15 protein-coding genes and 2 pseudogenes are annotated in these 16,303 nt (G+C 39.7%); 9 read left to right on the top strand and 8 right to left on the bottom strand.

What is annotated here, in order from left to right:
- Together FTT88_RS14105 and FTT88_RS14110 are read right to left on the bottom strand one after the other, a co-directional pair.
- The coding region (locus FTT88_RS14105) for a contractile injection system protein, VgrG/Pvc8 family (RefSeq protein WP_257233088.1) at window positions 1-342 on the bottom strand (342 nt) is incomplete at its 3' end.
- A gap of 387 nt (window positions 343-729) precedes the next feature.
- A pseudogene (locus FTT88_RS14110) lies at window positions 730-1,000 on the bottom strand (transposase); the annotation flags it as partial.
- Between the two features lie 505 nt (window positions 1,001-1,505).
- Here FTT88_RS14110 and FTT88_RS14120 point away from each other — a divergent pair.
- Window positions 1,506-2,810, top strand: a complete 1,305-nt coding sequence (locus FTT88_RS14120) for a type II toxin-antitoxin system HipA family toxin (RefSeq protein WP_180106989.1) — start codon at window positions 1,506-1,508, stop codon at window positions 2,808-2,810.
- On the top strand, window positions 2,803-3,081 hold the full coding sequence (locus tag FTT88_RS14125; protein ID WP_004871362.1) for a helix-turn-helix domain-containing protein: 279 nt from the start codon (window positions 2,803-2,805) through the stop codon (window positions 3,079-3,081). The genes FTT88_RS14120 and FTT88_RS14125 overlap by 8 nt, the downstream gene beginning before the upstream one ends.
- Window positions 3,082-3,096: 15 nt before the next feature.
- Here FTT88_RS14125 and FTT88_RS14130 read toward each other — a convergent pair whose 3' ends face one another.
- A complete protein-coding gene (locus FTT88_RS14130; protein WP_111886099.1) occupies window positions 3,097-4,308 on the bottom strand; it encodes a tyrosine-type recombinase/integrase in 1,212 nt (403 codons plus the stop codon).
- A 248-nt stretch (window positions 4,309-4,556) separates the two neighbouring features.
- Between FTT88_RS14130 and FTT88_RS14135 the strand changes: the two are divergent.
- The 4 genes and pseudogenes from FTT88_RS14135 to FTT88_RS14150 form a co-directional block, all read left to right on the top strand.
- Window positions 4,557-4,909: pseudogene (locus FTT88_RS14135) on the top strand (CoA transferase subunit A); the annotation flags it as partial.
- A gap of 3 nt (window positions 4,910-4,912) precedes the next feature.
- Window positions 4,913-5,560, top strand: coding sequence for a 3-oxoacid CoA-transferase subunit B (locus FTT88_RS14140; RefSeq protein WP_180174050.1), 648 nt, complete (start codon window positions 4,913-4,915; stop codon window positions 5,558-5,560).
- 323 nt (window positions 5,561-5,883) lie between these two features.
- Window positions 5,884-6,675, top strand: coding sequence for a phytanoyl-CoA dioxygenase family protein (locus FTT88_RS14145; RefSeq protein WP_111885191.1), 792 nt, complete (start codon window positions 5,884-5,886; stop codon window positions 6,673-6,675).
- 138 nt (window positions 6,676-6,813) lie between these two features.
- Complete coding sequence (locus tag FTT88_RS14150; protein WP_180174051.1) at window positions 6,814-7,269, top strand: GFA family protein; 456 nt, start codon at window positions 6,814-6,816, stop codon at window positions 7,267-7,269.
- Between the two features lie 32 nt (window positions 7,270-7,301).
- On the opposite strand, the gene FTT88_RS14155 is transcribed toward FTT88_RS14150, so the two are convergent.
- A complete protein-coding gene (locus FTT88_RS14155; RefSeq protein ID WP_111885193.1) occupies window positions 7,302-8,417 on the bottom strand; it encodes an S-(hydroxymethyl)glutathione dehydrogenase/class III alcohol dehydrogenase in 1,116 nt (371 codons plus the stop codon).
- Between the two features lie 300 nt (window positions 8,418-8,717).
- On the opposite strand from FTT88_RS14155, the gene FTT88_RS14160 reads away from it, so the two are divergent.
- The gene (locus tag FTT88_RS14160) at window positions 8,718-9,992 is read left to right on the top strand and encodes an NAD(P)/FAD-dependent oxidoreductase (RefSeq protein WP_111885194.1); all 1,275 of its coding nucleotides are present in this window, start codon (window positions 8,718-8,720) and stop codon (window positions 9,990-9,992) included.
- Between the two features lie 102 nt (window positions 9,993-10,094).
- Window positions 10,095-11,087 (top strand): TauD/TfdA family dioxygenase, encoded by a 993-nt coding sequence (locus FTT88_RS14165; protein ID WP_180174052.1) that lies wholly within the window; start codon window positions 10,095-10,097, stop codon window positions 11,085-11,087.
- Window positions 11,088-11,317: 230 nt separating this feature from the next.
- Here the strand turns inward: FTT88_RS14165 and FTT88_RS14170 are convergent, their stop codons facing one another.
- The 3 genes from FTT88_RS14170 to FTT88_RS14180 all read right to left on the bottom strand — a co-directional run bounded on the left by FTT88_RS14170 (window position 11,318) and on the right by FTT88_RS14180 (window position 14,471).
- The gene (locus FTT88_RS14170) at window positions 11,318-11,758 is read right to left on the bottom strand and encodes a hypothetical protein (RefSeq protein ID WP_111885195.1); all 441 of its coding nucleotides are present in this window, start codon (window positions 11,756-11,758) and stop codon (window positions 11,318-11,320) included.
- 559 nt (window positions 11,759-12,317) lie between these two features.
- Entirely contained in the window at window positions 12,318-13,490 is a 1,173-nt protein-coding gene (locus FTT88_RS14175; RefSeq protein ID WP_180174053.1) for a hypothetical protein, read from the bottom strand.
- A gap of 129 nt (window positions 13,491-13,619) precedes the next feature.
- Complete coding sequence (locus FTT88_RS14180; RefSeq protein WP_111885197.1) at window positions 13,620-14,471, bottom strand: ABC transporter substrate-binding protein; 852 nt, start codon at window positions 14,469-14,471, stop codon at window positions 13,620-13,622.
- A 168-nt stretch (window positions 14,472-14,639) separates the two neighbouring features.
- Between FTT88_RS14180 and FTT88_RS14185 the strand changes: the two genes are divergently transcribed.
- Complete coding sequence (locus tag FTT88_RS14185) at window positions 14,640-15,368, top strand: class II aldolase and adducin N-terminal domain-containing protein (protein ID WP_249682337.1); 729 nt, start codon at window positions 14,640-14,642, stop codon at window positions 15,366-15,368.
- Window positions 15,369-15,433: 65 nt separating this feature from the next.
- Here FTT88_RS14185 and FTT88_RS14190 read toward each other — a convergent pair whose 3' ends face one another.
- Window positions 15,434-16,303 carry a phytanoyl-CoA dioxygenase family protein gene (locus FTT88_RS14190; RefSeq protein ID WP_111885198.1) on the bottom strand — a complete coding sequence of 290 codons (870 nt, stop codon included), beginning with the start codon at window positions 16,301-16,303 and terminating at the stop codon, window positions 15,434-15,436.

The raw sequence follows: 16,303 nt of genomic DNA on the forward strand, positions 1-16,303 counted from the left end.
TGCCGTTGCATCTTCTAAGGTCAACTTATATAGCGTTAATGCACCATCACTTTGGCCTTGAAATGCTTCTGTAATGATCCCGGTAATACGAAAAAGTTGACCCGCATCGGTTACCTGATCGATTGCGGCTTGTGTACCAATAAATTGTTTGAGTTCTAAGGTGGCAGAAGTTGAGAGACAGATGAGCTGAACATTCAAACCTTCACTTAAGGCATGTTCCCCATCAATGCGTTGTAAAAATACCGCCTGATTTAATGTCGAATTTGAAAATTGAATGTGCAAAGCACGTTTTTGTGGACTAATGCCCAATTTCTCAAGTGCAGAATAAATATTGTTCAGCATGTTTATTATCAAAAATCGATTTTTTATAAAATACGGCGGTATTTAATCAAGAAAATTCATATATTCCAAGGCTTCGGCGCCTAACTTTGTTTGGCTTTATGTAAGCGAAAAGTCCCTTATTGATGAAAAAAGAGACGCATCCACCTCGATACGTCTCTTTCGTTTAATTAAACTCAACTCAAACCCAATACTATTAAGTTACATTTAAAAAAGTGTGAATATTTTCCAATTGCGCTAACACCTCAAGATGTCCTTGTAAAGCCGCTTTTTGCAAATGTTGTTCTGCAATTTTAAGATCGCGCATCTACCCCGATGCCATGAATATATAGATAAGCCAACTTTCCAAAATATGTTAAAAGGCTAAGTGGATTTCATCGAACTCAGGTTTCTACAAAGTGTAGTGTAATCTGGTGCAGTCCAATCTAGACCGCATAGTTTAATCAGGCTTTGAACAGAGCCAGTGACCATGCGTAAAGACAGACGAAATAGGAATTTAATCATTAAGCAGCATTGGATTGCTGTATCAGAATAGGTTTGATTTCACCCGTGTTTATCAATGGACGGAGCAACCATTGGGTCGCTGAATCAAACCAAATTGATATATTTCCTCGATTGATCAAGGCTTTATTGTAGGTGGACAATTGGTTGTACGATAGATTTTTGGTGTGAGCTTATGAGTATTATATTACTGAATAAGCCCTTAGAGGTAGGTTTGTGCAACAAAGTCCAATTAGATTAAGTTAGGTTTAATATGTTTAATATATTTCTTTAAATGCTATGTCCAGTGCGTCATCAACAAATTTATCTTGTTGTACAACAATTTGTCTAACTTTTCTTAGCTTCAGTCAGATATAAGACACGCCCATCTTCCTGCATGACACGGGTATGTTCTAAATAATACAGAATTGCTCTTTTTGAATGTAGAATCGCTTTTAGATCAGATGGATTAAGTTATTCCATTTATTTTCTCCTTTTGAATATTTAATCAAAAAAATTGCATAAAGAAGTTAGTAATTTAGCAATACGACAAGTTATGACGTTTAAAATGATTGCTTATAGTGCAAATTAAATGATTCTAAATCAGAGTAGGAAATTTAATATATATCTACTATAATAAATAAATATAGCCAAAATAGAAACTAATATTTTATTTTAATACATATATGAATCAATATTGCACACTTCAAATTTTTCAAAATAACGAATGGCAAGATTGCGCTATCGTTGAATTAATTGCTAGTCAAGAGCAAGGCTGGAGAGCATCTACACGAACGTCATACTTATTTGAATATGCTATTGAACATATGGATTTAAGGGATGGTCATGCTCTATCATTCCAATTTCCAGTCAATGTACAAAACAACTTAGAAAACCAATGGCCAGCATTTCTCATGGACTTGCTACCTCAAGGTTATGGGCGAAAGGAGCTTTTAAATCAGCTGGGTTTTTCAATTAATGCAGAAGAACAAGCTGATTGGCCCCTACTGAAATCTGGGGCAGGTAATCCTATTGGTAATCTACGAATTAAAGAAGCTTATGACTGGCTTCAAGATCATTTTCCGACAGTGAAACCTCGTGGATTTAGCCTAAGCGAAATAATTGAAAGGAAAGAAGATTTCATTGAGTCACTTGCATCATATGGCTTATTTGTTGCTGGTTCTTCAGGTGTTCAAGGTGAATGGCCTAAACTATTACTAACACAAGGATATGATGGTCTGTTTTATTTAGATCACAGTCTTCCAGATGAACTAGCAGCAAAGCATTGGCTGGTTAAATTTAGTCGTGGAAATGACCAAAAACTGGAAAAAATACTGTTACATGAAGCAATTTACATGAAAATAGCTCGGTATTTAGGTCTAAGAGTGTTCAAGGACTTGGAACTTCACCAGAGAACGCTATTTATTCCACGTTTTGATCGCCAAATTATCAATGGTAAAGTCGAAAGAGTTGCACAAGAAAGCCTAGCCTCTTTAAGTGGTAAAGCTGGCTTCGGCGTTAAAATGACACATAATCAAATCTGTACATTGATCATGGAATGTTGCTCATCACCAAAAGCTGAAATTTTTGAATATTTGAAACGAGATATCGCTAATGTTGCATTAGGAAATAAGGATAATCATACCCGTAATACCGCAATTCAACGTTTAAATGACGGCACAATTCAATTAACCCCCCTCTTCGATTTTGCACCAATGTGGCTTCATCCTGACGGAATTGCACGTACTACACGTTGGGAAAAAGATGACCATGGAGGAATGCCTATATGGGGATCTGTCATAACGCAAATAGAAGAATGTACAGGAATAGATTCAACTGAAATTAAACATACAATGATTCAACAATTGCCACTGTATGAAAATTTGCTCGATGAAATGAAAAAAATAAATATAGATGATGAGATTCTACAAAATAGTCATCATCGTATATTGAATATATGCCAACAGATTCAGGAGCTTTCTAATGGATAAACGTTATAAGCCTATGACGGCAATCGAGCAAATGAATAAACGCTTACAAGTCTTAGAAAATATAAATAACAATCCTGAGTGGCAAATTTACCAGATTGCATCATACATTAGAAAAGAACTACATTTAACATTAAATGAAATGAGTAAAATTACTAAAATAGCACCACAGACTTTACAGAAAATGGAGCAACCTGATAGTAATCCAACATTAGATTCTATAAATAAGTTGTTAAATGCATTTGGTTTAAAATTTATTATTAAATCAAAATAGTTTAATTTAAATTACCTATAAACTAGATTTTGATTTATTTTCTAAATAGTCACCCCACCACTGCATCATATCAGCTCTTTGTTGAATATAATCTGCATGGTTATAACTAGCACGTGTTTTATTCTTATCTACATGTGAAAGCTGAGCCTCAATCCAACTATCTTGAAATAAGCCAGAATCATTTAAAATAGTACTGAATGTTGATCTTAAACCGTGTGAGGATAGCTCATTTGTTTTGTATCCCATCTTACGAATGGCTGAATTTATTGTGTTAAAATGCAATGGCTTATCTTTAATTTTTGGGCTGGCAAAAACATAACGATCGCCTTGTGACCACTCTAGTGCAGATCTAACAATGCTCACCGCTTGCGATGATAACGGGACTAAAAAATCTGGAATATCATAACCTGCTATCACTTTTCGACGATATTGCTTGATATGTAAAGCAGGTATTTTCCAAATTTTGTTGTCAAAATCAAAATGATGAGGTTCTGCAGACAATAACTCTGCCCCCCTGACTCCAGTATATAATTTAAATAGGATTGCTTTTTTTATAATCGGATCTGTATTTAGTTGAGTTATTCTAAGAATAAAATTAGAAATTTCTTCATCTTTTAAATAGGGATAATTTTTCTTTAATTTCCCTTTCAATAATATTTTATTGAGACCATAAGCTTGATTATAATCACAGTATCCCATTGCAACTGCAAAATCATAGATTTGATTTAAATAGCTATACGCTTTTTTTACAGGTTCCTTAACTCCCCTATTTTCAATCTGCTTAATTACCTTAACTAAATCAGTTCTTTTAATTTTGCTAAAATCTATATCACCAATAACGGGATAAATGTCATTTATTAAACATGCATTCGCTAATTGGATTACACCACCACGTGGTTGATCTTTAAATGAATTATTTGTTTTAAACTCTAACCATTCTTCACAAACAACTTTAAAAGTTTGAATTTTCTCCTGAACTAAATTTTGTGTAGAAAATTTAGTTGCCTTATAGGAGTCTCTGGCCACTCTAGCCTCTTTGAGATTCATCTCAGGATATGTACCTAGAGTGACTCGTGGTCTTTTACCCGTTTCTGCAACTGAATATCGATAACTCCAAGACTTTTTTCCATTAGGATCGACTTTTAAGCTTAAACCATCATCATCAGCTAAAAAGTAAATTTTTTCTTTTGGATATGACTTTCGTACTTGTGTTTCCGTAAGACTCATAAATTTTTATAAACCAGCATAATGATCCCCATTATCTAAATTATATCAAAAATAAGCATTCTTATGTGATGCGTATATTACGCATCACATAAGAATTTATATATATGTTTTTTATGAATATTATTCTGAGTTTATAAGTTGAGTTAACCAAAAAAGTAACCACTGTTAAAATCTGTATTAAGCAACAAGAATTAGTAATAGTTAATCATTACTCTGCAATGGGTTTGTTTTAAAGACCTCGCAACCAAGCCTTTTTTACTCAAACGGGTGTCGGTACTTTAATTGCGGAAGGTAAAGAAGTCCGTAACTTTGGCGGTAAAGACTATATTTTAGAACAGACCATCACCACAGATATTGCCTTGGTTAAAGCCTATAAAGCAGATAAAGCTGGCAATTTAATCTTTAGAAAACTGCGAGAAACTTTAATTCCGAATGTGCAATGGCCGGCAAAATGACGGTGGTTGAAGTTAAGCAGATTGTCGAAATTGGTGAGCTAGATCCAGATGATATCCATTTACCCGGCATCTATGTCAACCGCTTGGTACTCAATACTGCGCCCAATAAACGCATTGAACAAATGACCCTAAAAGTGGAGGCTTAAATCATGGCTTGGACACGTAATGAAATGGCGCAGCGCGCAGTACAAGAGCTTGAAGATGGTTTCTATGTAAATTTAGGAATTGGCCTTCCAACGCTGGTTGCAAATTATATTCCTAATGATATGAATGTCTGGCTTCAATCTGAAAATGGCTTATTGGGTATTGGTGAGTTTCCAACGCAAAAAACCGTTGATGCAGATTTAATTAATGCTGGAAAACAAACGGTGACGGCACGTTCAGGTGCTGCCTTTTTTTCCAGTTCTGAATCCTTTGCTATGATTCGCGGCGGTCATATCAATGTGGCAATTTTAGGAGCGATGGAAGTTTCAGAAAGCGGTGACTTAGCCAACTGGATGATCCCGGGTAAAAAAGTCAAAGGTATGGGCGGTGCAATGGATTTGGTTGCAGGTGTACAAAAAATTGTTGTTCTCATGGAGCACTCAGCAAAAGATGGCAATCCCAAAATTTTAAAACAGTGTACGCTTCCATTAACCGGTAAAGGTGTGGTCAACAGAGTGATCACAGACCTTGGAGTTTTAGATATTACCCCTGCTAGAGTTGAGCTTGTTGAGCTTGCTAAAGATGTAAGTTTGGAACACATTCAGAAAGCGACGGGTGTAGAGTTAATGACAAAAAATATAAAAGTTGCTTAATTCTATAAATATTTTTTTGCAATAAAAAAGTCCACTTTTACAGTGGGCTTTAATGTGTTGACTTAACAACAAATCTTGGTAGGTATATCCAGACTCGAACTGGAGACCTCTACGATGTCAATGTTCTGGAAAAATTGAGAATATCAACAAAAGATTAATTAAAGTGAGATACAAGTTGTCTACAACGTAATTCCAAAAAAACAAATCTCTCATTTGAAAAAGATGAATTTCGTCTGCTCAGGCAAAAGCTTATATTTTTTCCATCATCATTCCCCCAAGTTTTGATGATAGGCATATAGGTATTTACTTCTCAGGAGCCGTTCATGTTCAAAGAAGAGCAGCAAATATTTGCACGAGATGGCGTAGTGATTCTGCGCGGTCTTTTTAAAGATTGGATAGATGTTTTGGAACAAGGCGTTGCCGTCAATGAACAAAACCCAGGTCAATGGTTTCGTGACTATACGCCGGGGCAAACAGAGGGCCGCTTTTGGGCGGACTACTGCAATTGGCAGAGAATTGAGGCTTTTGACCAATTTATTCGTAAGAGCCCCGCGGCCGATATTGTAAAAAACATTATGAATGCGCAAGCGGTACGTATGTTTCATGAGCATGTTTTGGTAAAAGGTACTGGCTCAGCAAAAGTGACACCTTGGCATCATGACGCGCCTTATTACCCTGTAAATGCAAAGCAAACCTTAAGCTTATGGATTCCGCTTGATCCGATTTCACGCGAGTCCAGTATTGAGTTTGTGGCGGGTTCACATCTCTGGGGTAAACACTTTAAAGCTCAGGGCTTTAATGGCGAATATTATGAACATGAAGGCGCTAAAGAAGAGATGCTGCCAGATATTGACGCTCACCGTGAGGACTACAGCATTCTCGGCTGGGAACTGGAACCCGGTGATGCGATTGCCTTTGACTTTCGGACTATACACGGCGCACCAGGCAATAGCTCGAAACAGCATGCACGCCGTGCGGTCTCTTTCCGCTGGTTAGGCGATGATGCCGTTTATGTCGATCGAGGCGGAAAAACCTCTCCACAATATCCGCATTTGATCGACAAATTACAGACGGGCGATGCCCTGCCTGAGGATGAATTTCCGTTCGTGGCTTGACCATTAATTTTTAAAGTTCCCTCCTGATACCAATGCTGACCCATTTTCAGCATTGGTTTTTTTATGCGCTTATGAACTTGCGAAAAATGTGTAAAAAACTTAAAAATAAATCTCATATATAACAAGATCAGCAAAAACATGAGCTATAACGGCAGCTGCCTATGCGGCGATGTCCAATTTCAGGTACTGCAAGACATCCATACCATTTATCATTGCCATTGCAGTTTATGCCGTAAACAAAGCGGTACGGGTGCAAATGCCGCATCACTTATCCACTGCAGCGCTTTTCAATGGCGCCAAGGCCAAGAACAGATTCAAAGCTATTATAAAGCTTCAGGTTTTACTTCTTACTTTTGTTCTCACTGCCGCTCTACACTTCCAAATACTGTACGCAATACCGATTGGATCTGGATTCCACTCGGCCTATTAGCTCAAAGCCCTGCCATATCAACCCGCTTAAACTTTTGCCTCAGTTCTAAAACTGCATGGCAAATACCCTCTGAAGCAGATCAAAGCTTTGATCACTTGCCGAAAATGAGTGAACTCAATGCATTTTTTAAAAGACAGTTGAATCCACAATCAAAAAAGCCCTGAATCATTCAGGGCTTTTAGGTTGGACTGAAGCTTTATTCACTAAAATGAATTACGGTACGAATCGATTTTCCTTCGTGCATCAAATCAAAAGCTTCATTAATTTGTTCTAAGCTCATAGTGTGCGTGACAAATGGTTCGAGCCGAATCTCTCCTTTCATCGCATCTTCTACCATGCCTGGCAGCTGACTGCGGCCTTTTACCCCGCCAAAGGCTGTACCTTTCCACGTACGTCCCGTCACCAGCTGGAATGGGCGTGTTGAAATTTCCTGCCCTGCACCTGCGACACCAATAATCACAGACTGTCCCCAGCCACGATGTGCAGACTCAAGCGCCGAACGCATGACATGGGTATTGCCGATGCATTCAAAGGAATGATCCACCCCCCAGCCTGTCATTTCCACAATCACCTGCTGAATCGGCTGTTCATAGTCTTTAGGATTTAAAAAGTCTGTTGCGCCAAACTCTTCTGCAAGCTTGAACTTTTCAGGGTTGGTATCCACCACAATAATACGGCCTGCTTTGGCTTGGCGTGCACCTTGCACGACTGCCAGACCAATACCGCCTAAACCAAATACAGCAACTGTGTCTCCTTCTTGCACTTTCGCGGTGTTATGCACTGCGCCAATACCTGTTGTTACTCCACAGCCAAGCAGACAAACGTGTTCAGGATTCGCTTCAGGATTGATTTTTGCCAGTGAAACTTCGGCCACAACCGTATATTCAGAAAAGGTTGAACAGCCCATATAATGGTATATAGGTTCGCCATTATATGAAAAACGCGTTGTACCGTCCGGCATCACGCCTTTGCCCTGCGTTGCACGTACCGACACGCATAGGTTGGTTTTACCTGATTTACAGAACAAGCACTCGCCGCATTCTGCTGTATACAATGGAATGACGTGATCACCGGGTTTTACACTGGTCACGCCCTCACCGACTTCAACCACAATGCCCGCACCCTCATGCCCCAGCACCGCAGGGAAAATACCTTCAGGATCTGAACCTGACAGCGTAAAAGCATCGGTATGGCAAACACCAGTATGGGTAATTTTAACCAAGACTTCTCCTGCCTGCGGCGGAGCAACATCCAGTTCTACAATTTTCAGTGACTGGCCTGGACCAAATGCGACAGCTGCGCGTGATTTCATTTTGTACCCTTCTTTACCGAATGATTTACTGCCCAACCAATGTTTTAAAACTGCTTTTTTTGAACAATAAATCAAAATTACAAACTTAAATTTCTTGTGACTTTTATATGAAAATCACGCTGTGCAAGCAATTCGGTTTTTTTGATGCACTTGTTTTGCTTATATGATTTTCTCTTTTCTTTACCACTATCTATAGTCAATTCATCGAAACAGATGTCTAGGTATGAAACGGAAAAAGTTTCAGCACTGGGCTAAATACAGCGTACTTACACCAGCGTGCATGTAGGAAGGATGAATAATATGAAATTAAATAATTTGACTGTGGATACGGTTGTAGTGGGTGCAGGCCAAGCAGGAATTGCGATGAGTGAGCATTTAAATGCGCTAGGCATTTCTCACGTCGTTTTGGAAAAAAACCGTATTGCTGAAGCTTGGCGTACACGCCGCTGGGATTCATTAGTCGCAAATGGCCCTTGCTGGCATGACCGCTTTCCAAATATGGAATTTGACGCAGACCCTGACAGCTTTATTCATCATGACCAAGTCGCAGACTATTTCCAAAACTATGCAGAAAAGTTTAACTTGCCGATTCATACCGGTGTTGAAGTATTCAAAGTTTATAAAACCGATCAGCGCCTTGGGTTTACAGTAGAAACCTCCGAAGGCACGATTTATACGCAGCGCTTAGTATCAGCAACAGGCGCATTTCAAAAAGCAGTGATTCCTCCCGTCGCTCTGCAAAAACCTGAGTTTTACCAAATCCATTCAGACCAATACAAAAACCCGCAGCAGCTGCCTGAAGGTGCTGTTTTAGTGATTGGTTCAGGTTCTTCTGGTGTGCAGATTGCAGATGAAATCAACCGTTCTGGTAAAAAAGTTTATCTATCTATCGGTCAACATGAACGTCCGCCGCGTACTTACCGCAACCGTGACAATGTATGGTGGCTAGGCGTACTTGGCGGCTGGGACTTTATGCGTACAGATAAAGGGCCGCTCAAAGGTTTAGCCGTAAGCGGCGCGCATGGCGGTATAAATATTGATTTCCGCGCCTTAGCAAAACAAGGCATTACCCTATTGGGCATGACCGATTCATTTGACGGTCAAAAAATTCAATTCAAAGCTGACCTGAAACAAAACCTTGAATCTGGTGATGCTGCGCTGCATGCCTTTTACGACCAAGCAGATGAATATGTGCGTGCCAATGGCCTCGACCTGCCTGCTGAACCGCAAGCGCGTCAGCTGCTGCCTAACCCAGAATGCGTAACGCAGCCGATTTTAGAGCTGGATATGCAAGCCGCCAACATTACGAGCGTCATTTGGGCTTCAGGCTTCAGTTATGACTTTGACTGGCTGCAAGTCAATGCCTTTGATGAGCAAAAAAAACCGAAACATAAACGAGGCATTTCAGATGAGCGCGGGATCTATTTCCTTGGTTTGCCCTATTTGACTGGTCGCGGTTCAAGCTTTATTTGGGGCGTTTGGCATGATGCTAAATACATCGCTGAACACATTGATATTCAACGTAAATACCAAGAATACCAAACCGATAAAAATCTACTCAAAAACACCGCCTAATTTCTACCTTTATGCACACATGAATCTCTCTCCATTTATGTGTGCATTTTTCATTCAATCTCTGTTCAGCTTTGCTCTGACCATTTCAAAATTGAGGATATTATGACCACCATTTTAAAATCAAAAATTACAGATAAGTGTGCATGGATCGGGGCAGAGATTGCCGAAAAAACCGATTGGATCTACCACTTATCACCACATGTATTAAGCATTTTTGACCACAGCCTGCAAGTATTGGCGGCAAAAAACTTAGCTGCGCCCAATTTTGTAAAATCGGATGTCGTCATTCAGGATGACGCTTTTTTAAAGGAAATTGCCTATATTTCTAATGAATTGGAAAACGGCTATGGTTTCATTGTGATTCGCGGTTTAGACCCAGAAAAATACAATGAACTTGAAATGAGCAATATTTACTATTTGATGGGTTTATACATGGGAAACAGCGTGACACAAAATGCACGCGGCGACCTCATTGGTTATGTCGAAAACATAGGTGATAAAAGCAAAAAAATGACCCGTGTTTATGAAACCAACAGCTATTTGCCCTACCATGCGGACTTAAGTGATGTCGTTGGTCTGCTCTCAATTCGTAAAGCTAAAACTGGCGGCCTCAGCAGCATTGTCAGCTCATCTACGGTTTATAACCGTATTTTAGAACAATATCCCGAATACTTAGGCTATTACTATCACCCAGCTTGGTATGACCATTTGGGAGAAACCGAACCTTCACTGAGTCCGATTTTCAGTTATTTTGACTGTAAATTGGCCTGCCGCTACTTACGCTATTATATTGAATTAGGCCATGACCGCAGAAACGTTCCACTGTCCCAAGTACAAATGGATGCCCTGAATATTTTTGATGAAATTAGCCATGATCCAAGCTTAAGGCTCGATATGATGTTAGAACCGGGCGATATTCAGTTCTGTAATAACTACTGTGTCATGCATTCGCGCACTTCATTTGAAGATTATGATGAAGCTGATAAGCGCCGCAAACTTTTACGCCTCTGGCTGCAAATGCCAAATGCGCGCAAGCTTGCGAAAGACTTCCCAGGTCGTAACGGCATACCGAAAGGTTTAGGCGAGGTAGCTTAATTTATAAAACTGAAAAGAGGCGTTGGTCGCCTCTTTTTTATTCCTTCATTTTAGTGTTAACAGCTTTGAAACTATTCTGCATATTCTTCTAATGATGGACCTAAAATCTAACAAATTAATGGCAGTGAATCATATCTAACTTGTCCCATTTAAATTGGTTCTAACTTCCGCATTTCGTATAATCGCCATTATGTTCAATCGATGATAAAAGGCTCGATTCATAGAATTATTCATTTAGAAGTTATAGGGGGTTCATCATAAAACCGTAAAATAAAGTCATTAAAATCAATTAATTGATATATCCCCCTCTGTTTGTAGAAGAAAATATTTACTTCTAAATATTCAGCTTTATAACATTTTGTTCTATCCATTTTTTTTATAAAATTTGGAAATTGCTTTTTAAATGGAAAATAGGGTCTAACGAAGTTCTGGCTCTTTAAACCATCAACTAAAAAATAATAACTATCTATCGAGGTATATGCTCCTGTAGATTTTCTTGAATGAGGCTTATAACCGAGATAACAAATTTCTCCGACTTTAAAGTTTCCTTGTTCATATTGTTTATCTACCATTTTTGATACAAAGATAGAAAATAAAATATTAAAAATTAATAATAATAAAAATAGTAAAAATCCTCCAATTAAAAGCACTCTTCTATGATAAAGATCCATTAAAAATCCCTTTCAAATTAGTTATTTCCCTAAAATAAACATAATACACGTTATAAGAAATCAATTTATTTTATCAATAAATTTCAAAACCTTACACAAATACAAAGAGCACTATTCTACTCAATGGTGCTTTTTCCATGGTTTTTACTGTTATAAGCCTAATTTTAATCAATATTCCACAGTTTTGTGTAATCCCATTCAAAGATAAAGCAAACAAAAGTGTCCAGATAAAATAGTAATCGATATCCAAGTAGTTATTGATATTGCAAACTCTCCCGAAACCATTTTAATTTGCGCAACAAAATTTAATGCAAATTTTCAGATAAAGTCTGATCCCGTACTTCGTGATATGAAGCTTTTCAAATACCTCCTGCCTCATTTCTGCTTGTTCGTAATTCATCATCGAACTCAATATTCAGCGATTGAAACAAAATTCACCAAACTTGATACGTCAATTCCACATGTATCCTGAACAGCACTGCAAAAACTAAATTTCAGGCAGATAAAAACACCGTATAAATTGCTTTATACGGTGTGAGTTTAATCGAAAGTATCTGACTTAGAAATTGTAATAGAACTGCAGATTCAACAGTTCATGCGTATTATCATCGCCGCCTTGCGCATACGAGCTACTCGGGCCGCCAATCAGGAAGTCATTTTTACCCATAATATATTCAGCCACAAAGCTCATGTTTTTATAATAAGCCGCTACTCCCAGTAAATTACGCGATGAATCGTCATAACCGTCTTCAGACTTCACATAACTGCTGTACATGGCATACGGCATAACCGCATCCAGTTTGCCTACATTCTTAAACTTATAGCTGACATCTGCGGTATAGAACATCCCCTCATTTGCCACCATAAAATTATCATCAAATGAACCCATTAAAGATGTTTTGGGCGTCAGCGGATCTTTGTTATCCATTTCATTTTTACCCAGTGTTAAGCCAAACCCCAGATTGTTATAGCTCACATTGCCAAATACCGCCCATGCTTGACGGTCACCCGTTTGGCCATTGGTTTTGTTTTCAATATCCGACTGCCAATACGATGCACCAATGTTCCCTTTCATCGGTTCCGGCAGACTTCGGATTTCCTGCTTTACACGGCCAATAAACATATTTTGTTCATCTAAATGTGTCAGGCTTGAATCTTCAGGTTTAACGAAGTTTGTAGTGTAACGGCTGGCATCTTCTGAATAAGGGCCGCTGTAGCTGCCGCCATCTCCAGTAAAGTAAGCCAATTCCACTTGCGTGCCTGTATCAAACTTGCCTTGGTATTTCAGCCCGACATTATGTACGTCTTCTAAGCCAATCTGTGTAATGACACCGCCATAATAGTTGCTTTCCCAAAAGCGCCCCGGCCCAAACGGCACAGGCTGCAAACCTGCTTGAATCAAATGACTGTCGTTAATGTTATAACCCACATAAGCATCGACCAATGTGGAAAAATCGCACAGCTTATTATATTGATAGCAGCGATACTCTAAATGACCAAAAATTTTCGGTGAAGTATAGTCCAAGTTGATACGCGCTGCATCGAAGGTCAACTTATGATCATTTTCCGTCCAGCTTTTGTCTTGGTATTTCACTCTTAAAAAACCTGAGAGTTTTAATTCCCCTAAGTCAGTTTTTGGATCCCCAATGGATAAATCTGCAGCTATAGCAGGTGTAGCCGCACACCCCAACAGCAACAATGAAACACAATAATTTAAAGCTTTCTTTTGCATTATTTAAATCTCTATACCTGTTGTTAAGTCAAGTGTGTACTGCGGGCTTTTTTGCAAAAGCCCCTGCAGCGCTTCGTTTTAAACGAAGCTAGGAAAATAGGAGAATGAAAATAGAGGATCGATCTATGCCTATTTCGGCATGTATTTCGCAATTTCTTCAGCGCTAGGCGCTTGCAAGTTGTACTTCACCAGCAGCTTGTCAAATTCACCAGACTGTTTCATGGCATCCAAACCTTGGGTGACTTTTTCCAGCATGGCTGTATCTCCCTTACGGATCGCAATACCGCCTAGAACTGGGAAAAATTGCTCTGTCGAACTGATTTGAACACGGCCTTTCAGCTTTTCTGCAGTGCTCATCGCTACACTGGTATCGTCATAATGCGCATCCACTGCTTTAGACAGCAGCGCCTGCACTGACTCAGGCGAGGTATCAAACTCACGTATGGTGATGGCCGCTTTACCCTTCGCTACACAGCTTTCTGCAGACATTTGGCGCAGCTGCTCAGGGAACATTGAGCCTTTTTGCGCAGAAATTGTTTTACCGCATAAATCATCACGGGTTTTCGGCTGATATTCAGAATCCGCCAATGCGAGCAAAGCCTCTGTCGTCATGTAATACGGAACCATATCCACTTTTTCTAAACGCTCTTTGGTGATGTATAAACCTGACATCACTAAATCAAATTTTTTCGCTTCCAAACCCGTAATCAAGTTAGAAAAACGGCTGTCGATAAAATTTGCTTGAGCATTTGAATGTGCAAAGATTTGATTGGCTACATCAATGTCAAAACCAGCAGGTTTGTCATTTTCCATATATTCAAATGGCGGGAATGTCATATCACTGCCTATCTGATAGGTCTGGCCTGCAGCTGCCGCATCAGAAGCCGATGCCGCTGATGATGCCGTATCCGCACTTTTACTGCATGCAGTTAAACCCCAAACCAAACATGCCGCTGCTACTAATGGTTTCACTTTTAACATTACACTCACTGCAATACTCCTTGAGTACTTTATGTACGTTTTAGAACTGTTATACGTGAGATTTTTCGAGATTGTAATTTTGAAATTCCTACGCAATACTCCAAAAAAAGCGATGCAAGCTTTTGATTAAACAGTAATAGACTTTTCTCATATTCTAAGCAGAGCAATATGATGAAAACAGAACAGCAAATTCGTATAGACCTCGCAGCAGCACTGCGTTTGAGTGCAAAATTAGGCATGCATGAGGCAGTCGCCAACCACTTCAGTGCCGCTGTTTCAGAGGACGGAAAATCTTTTTTACTAAATCCGAAATGGGTACATTTTTCTAAGGTAAAGGCCAGTGATTTAATCTTGGTCCATGCTGATGATGCAGGCAGTTTTGAAAAAGGCAAAATAGACTCAACCGCATGGGCCATTCATGGCCAAATTCATAAGCTGCGCCCTGATATTAAAGTCATCATGCATTTACACCCGATTTATGCAACTGCGCTTTCCTGCCTAAAAAATCCGACCTTGCTGCCGATTGAGCAAAACAGCGCACGCTACTTTAACCGTGTTTCTTATGATTCACATTATTCAGGCATGGCAGATCAGATCGCTGAAGGTCAGCGTCTTGCTCAGCTGCTGCAGACCAATACCCGACTGCTGATGGGCAACCACGGTGTACTGATCGGCTCACATGATATCGGCCTTGCTTTTGATGATATGTATACCTTTGAGCGCTCAAGTCAAATCCTGATTCATGCCTATTCCACTGGCCAAACCTTAAATATTTTGGATGATGCTGTGGCAGAAAAAACAGCGCAGGATTGGGAAAAAATTGAAGATTTCAGCATCGCACATTTCGAAGAAATGAAAGAAATTTTGGCAGCTGAAGATCCAAGCTTTATGGACTAAGAAAACTTAAACAATAAAAAAGAGCTTCAATTGAAGCTCTTTTTTTCACTCTCGTTCTAAATTCGTTAAGCCATTTCTAAACCGGCTTGTTGTACAAAGAAAGAGGCCCCCTTGGGCTTTTGCGGCATTTTCAAATGATTCGCTGTCATACGTACTTGCCCGCTTTCTTGTCCATAAACCAATTGCCCTTGGTGCACGCTTGGCAGCGGGTTATCTGACAATGCAACCGCATCTTCTGCTGCATATACCGTAATGAATAAATAACGCGGCAACTCAGTATTATTTGCACCAGATGCATGCAGCAAACGGGTATGCATGAAACAGACTGAGCCTGCAGGGCCTGTGCAAGACACAAATTTTTGGCACTGCTCCGCCTCGACTTCATCTTCCACTTTGCCTGTGAAACGGCCATCTTGCCAATGGTTATACAACTCGCCCTTTTGGCTGCCCGGAATCACCTGCAGCGGGCCATTGTCTTCTGTCACCTCACCCACCATCAATAACGCTGTGATCATGTCATCATTAGTATGCGGCGTGAATGGAAAATCTTGATGCCATTTCACAGTGGTCGCTGTATGCGGCAGTTTAGCATTTACTTTACTGTGGTGAAAACGGGTGCCGCTGCCTCCAATGAGCTCTCCAGCCATTTGCGCCATATTAGAATGAATGGCTGTTTCAAAATATGCATCTGAAATTTCCGTCGGAGAACTAACACGACGCAGTGCAGGATGTTCTGAGCTGTGATCCGCAGGATCGACATCAAAGCGCGAGCGTCCATCAATGGTTTCTCCATAAGCTTCTGCAAAGCCTCGGCTTTCGTCAATCCATGCTTCCAACTGCTGACGTAAACCCTGTAATTCCGCAGCATCTACGACATTTTCGACAACTAAAAAACCGTCACGGTGAAATTGTTCAATTTGGTTTTGATTTAACAT

This window comes from Acinetobacter sp. YH01024 (genome assembly GCF_013420195.1).
GTDB classification, from domain to species: domain Bacteria; phylum Pseudomonadota; class Gammaproteobacteria; order Pseudomonadales; family Moraxellaceae; genus Acinetobacter; species Acinetobacter amyesii.

What these genes read in the sequence shown, in the direction of transcription:
- FTT88_RS14120 (WP_180106989.1), top strand. Translation starts at nt 1,506, where the DNA reads ATGAATCAATATTGCACACTTCAAATTTTTCAAAATAACGAATGGCAA.
- FTT88_RS14125 (WP_004871362.1), top strand. Translation starts at nt 2,803, where the DNA reads ATGGATAAACGTTATAAGCCTATGACGGCAATCGAGCAAATGAATAAA.
- FTT88_RS14130 (WP_111886099.1), bottom strand. Translation starts at nt 4,308, where the DNA reads ATGAGTCTTACGGAAACACAAGTACGAAAGTCATATCCAAAAGAAAAA.
- FTT88_RS14140 (WP_180174050.1), top strand. Translation starts at nt 4,913, where the DNA reads ATGGCTTGGACACGTAATGAAATGGCGCAGCGCGCAGTACAAGAGCTT.
- FTT88_RS14145 (WP_111885191.1), top strand. Translation starts at nt 5,884, where the DNA reads ATGTTCAAAGAAGAGCAGCAAATATTTGCACGAGATGGCGTAGTGATT.
- FTT88_RS14150 (WP_180174051.1), top strand. Translation starts at nt 6,814, where the DNA reads ATGAGCTATAACGGCAGCTGCCTATGCGGCGATGTCCAATTTCAGGTA.
- FTT88_RS14155 (WP_111885193.1), bottom strand. Translation starts at nt 8,417, where the DNA reads ATGAAATCACGCGCAGCTGTCGCATTTGGTCCAGGCCAGTCACTGAAA.
- FTT88_RS14160 (WP_111885194.1), top strand. Translation starts at nt 8,718, where the DNA reads ATGAAATTAAATAATTTGACTGTGGATACGGTTGTAGTGGGTGCAGGC.
- FTT88_RS14165 (WP_180174052.1), top strand. Translation starts at nt 10,095, where the DNA reads ATGACCACCATTTTAAAATCAAAAATTACAGATAAGTGTGCATGGATC.
- FTT88_RS14170 (WP_111885195.1), bottom strand. Translation starts at nt 11,758, where the DNA reads ATGGATCTTTATCATAGAAGAGTGCTTTTAATTGGAGGATTTTTACTA.
- FTT88_RS14175 (WP_180174053.1), bottom strand. Translation starts at nt 13,490, where the DNA reads ATGCAAAAGAAAGCTTTAAATTATTGTGTTTCATTGTTGCTGTTGGGG.
- FTT88_RS14180 (WP_111885197.1), bottom strand. Translation starts at nt 14,471, where the DNA reads ATGTTAAAAGTGAAACCATTAGTAGCAGCGGCATGTTTGGTTTGGGGT.
- FTT88_RS14185 (WP_249682337.1), top strand. Translation starts at nt 14,640, where the DNA reads ATGATGAAAACAGAACAGCAAATTCGTATAGACCTCGCAGCAGCACTG.
- FTT88_RS14190 (WP_111885198.1), bottom strand. Translation starts at nt 16,303, where the DNA reads ATGTTAAATCAAAACCAAATTGAACAATTTCACCGTGACGGTTTTTTA.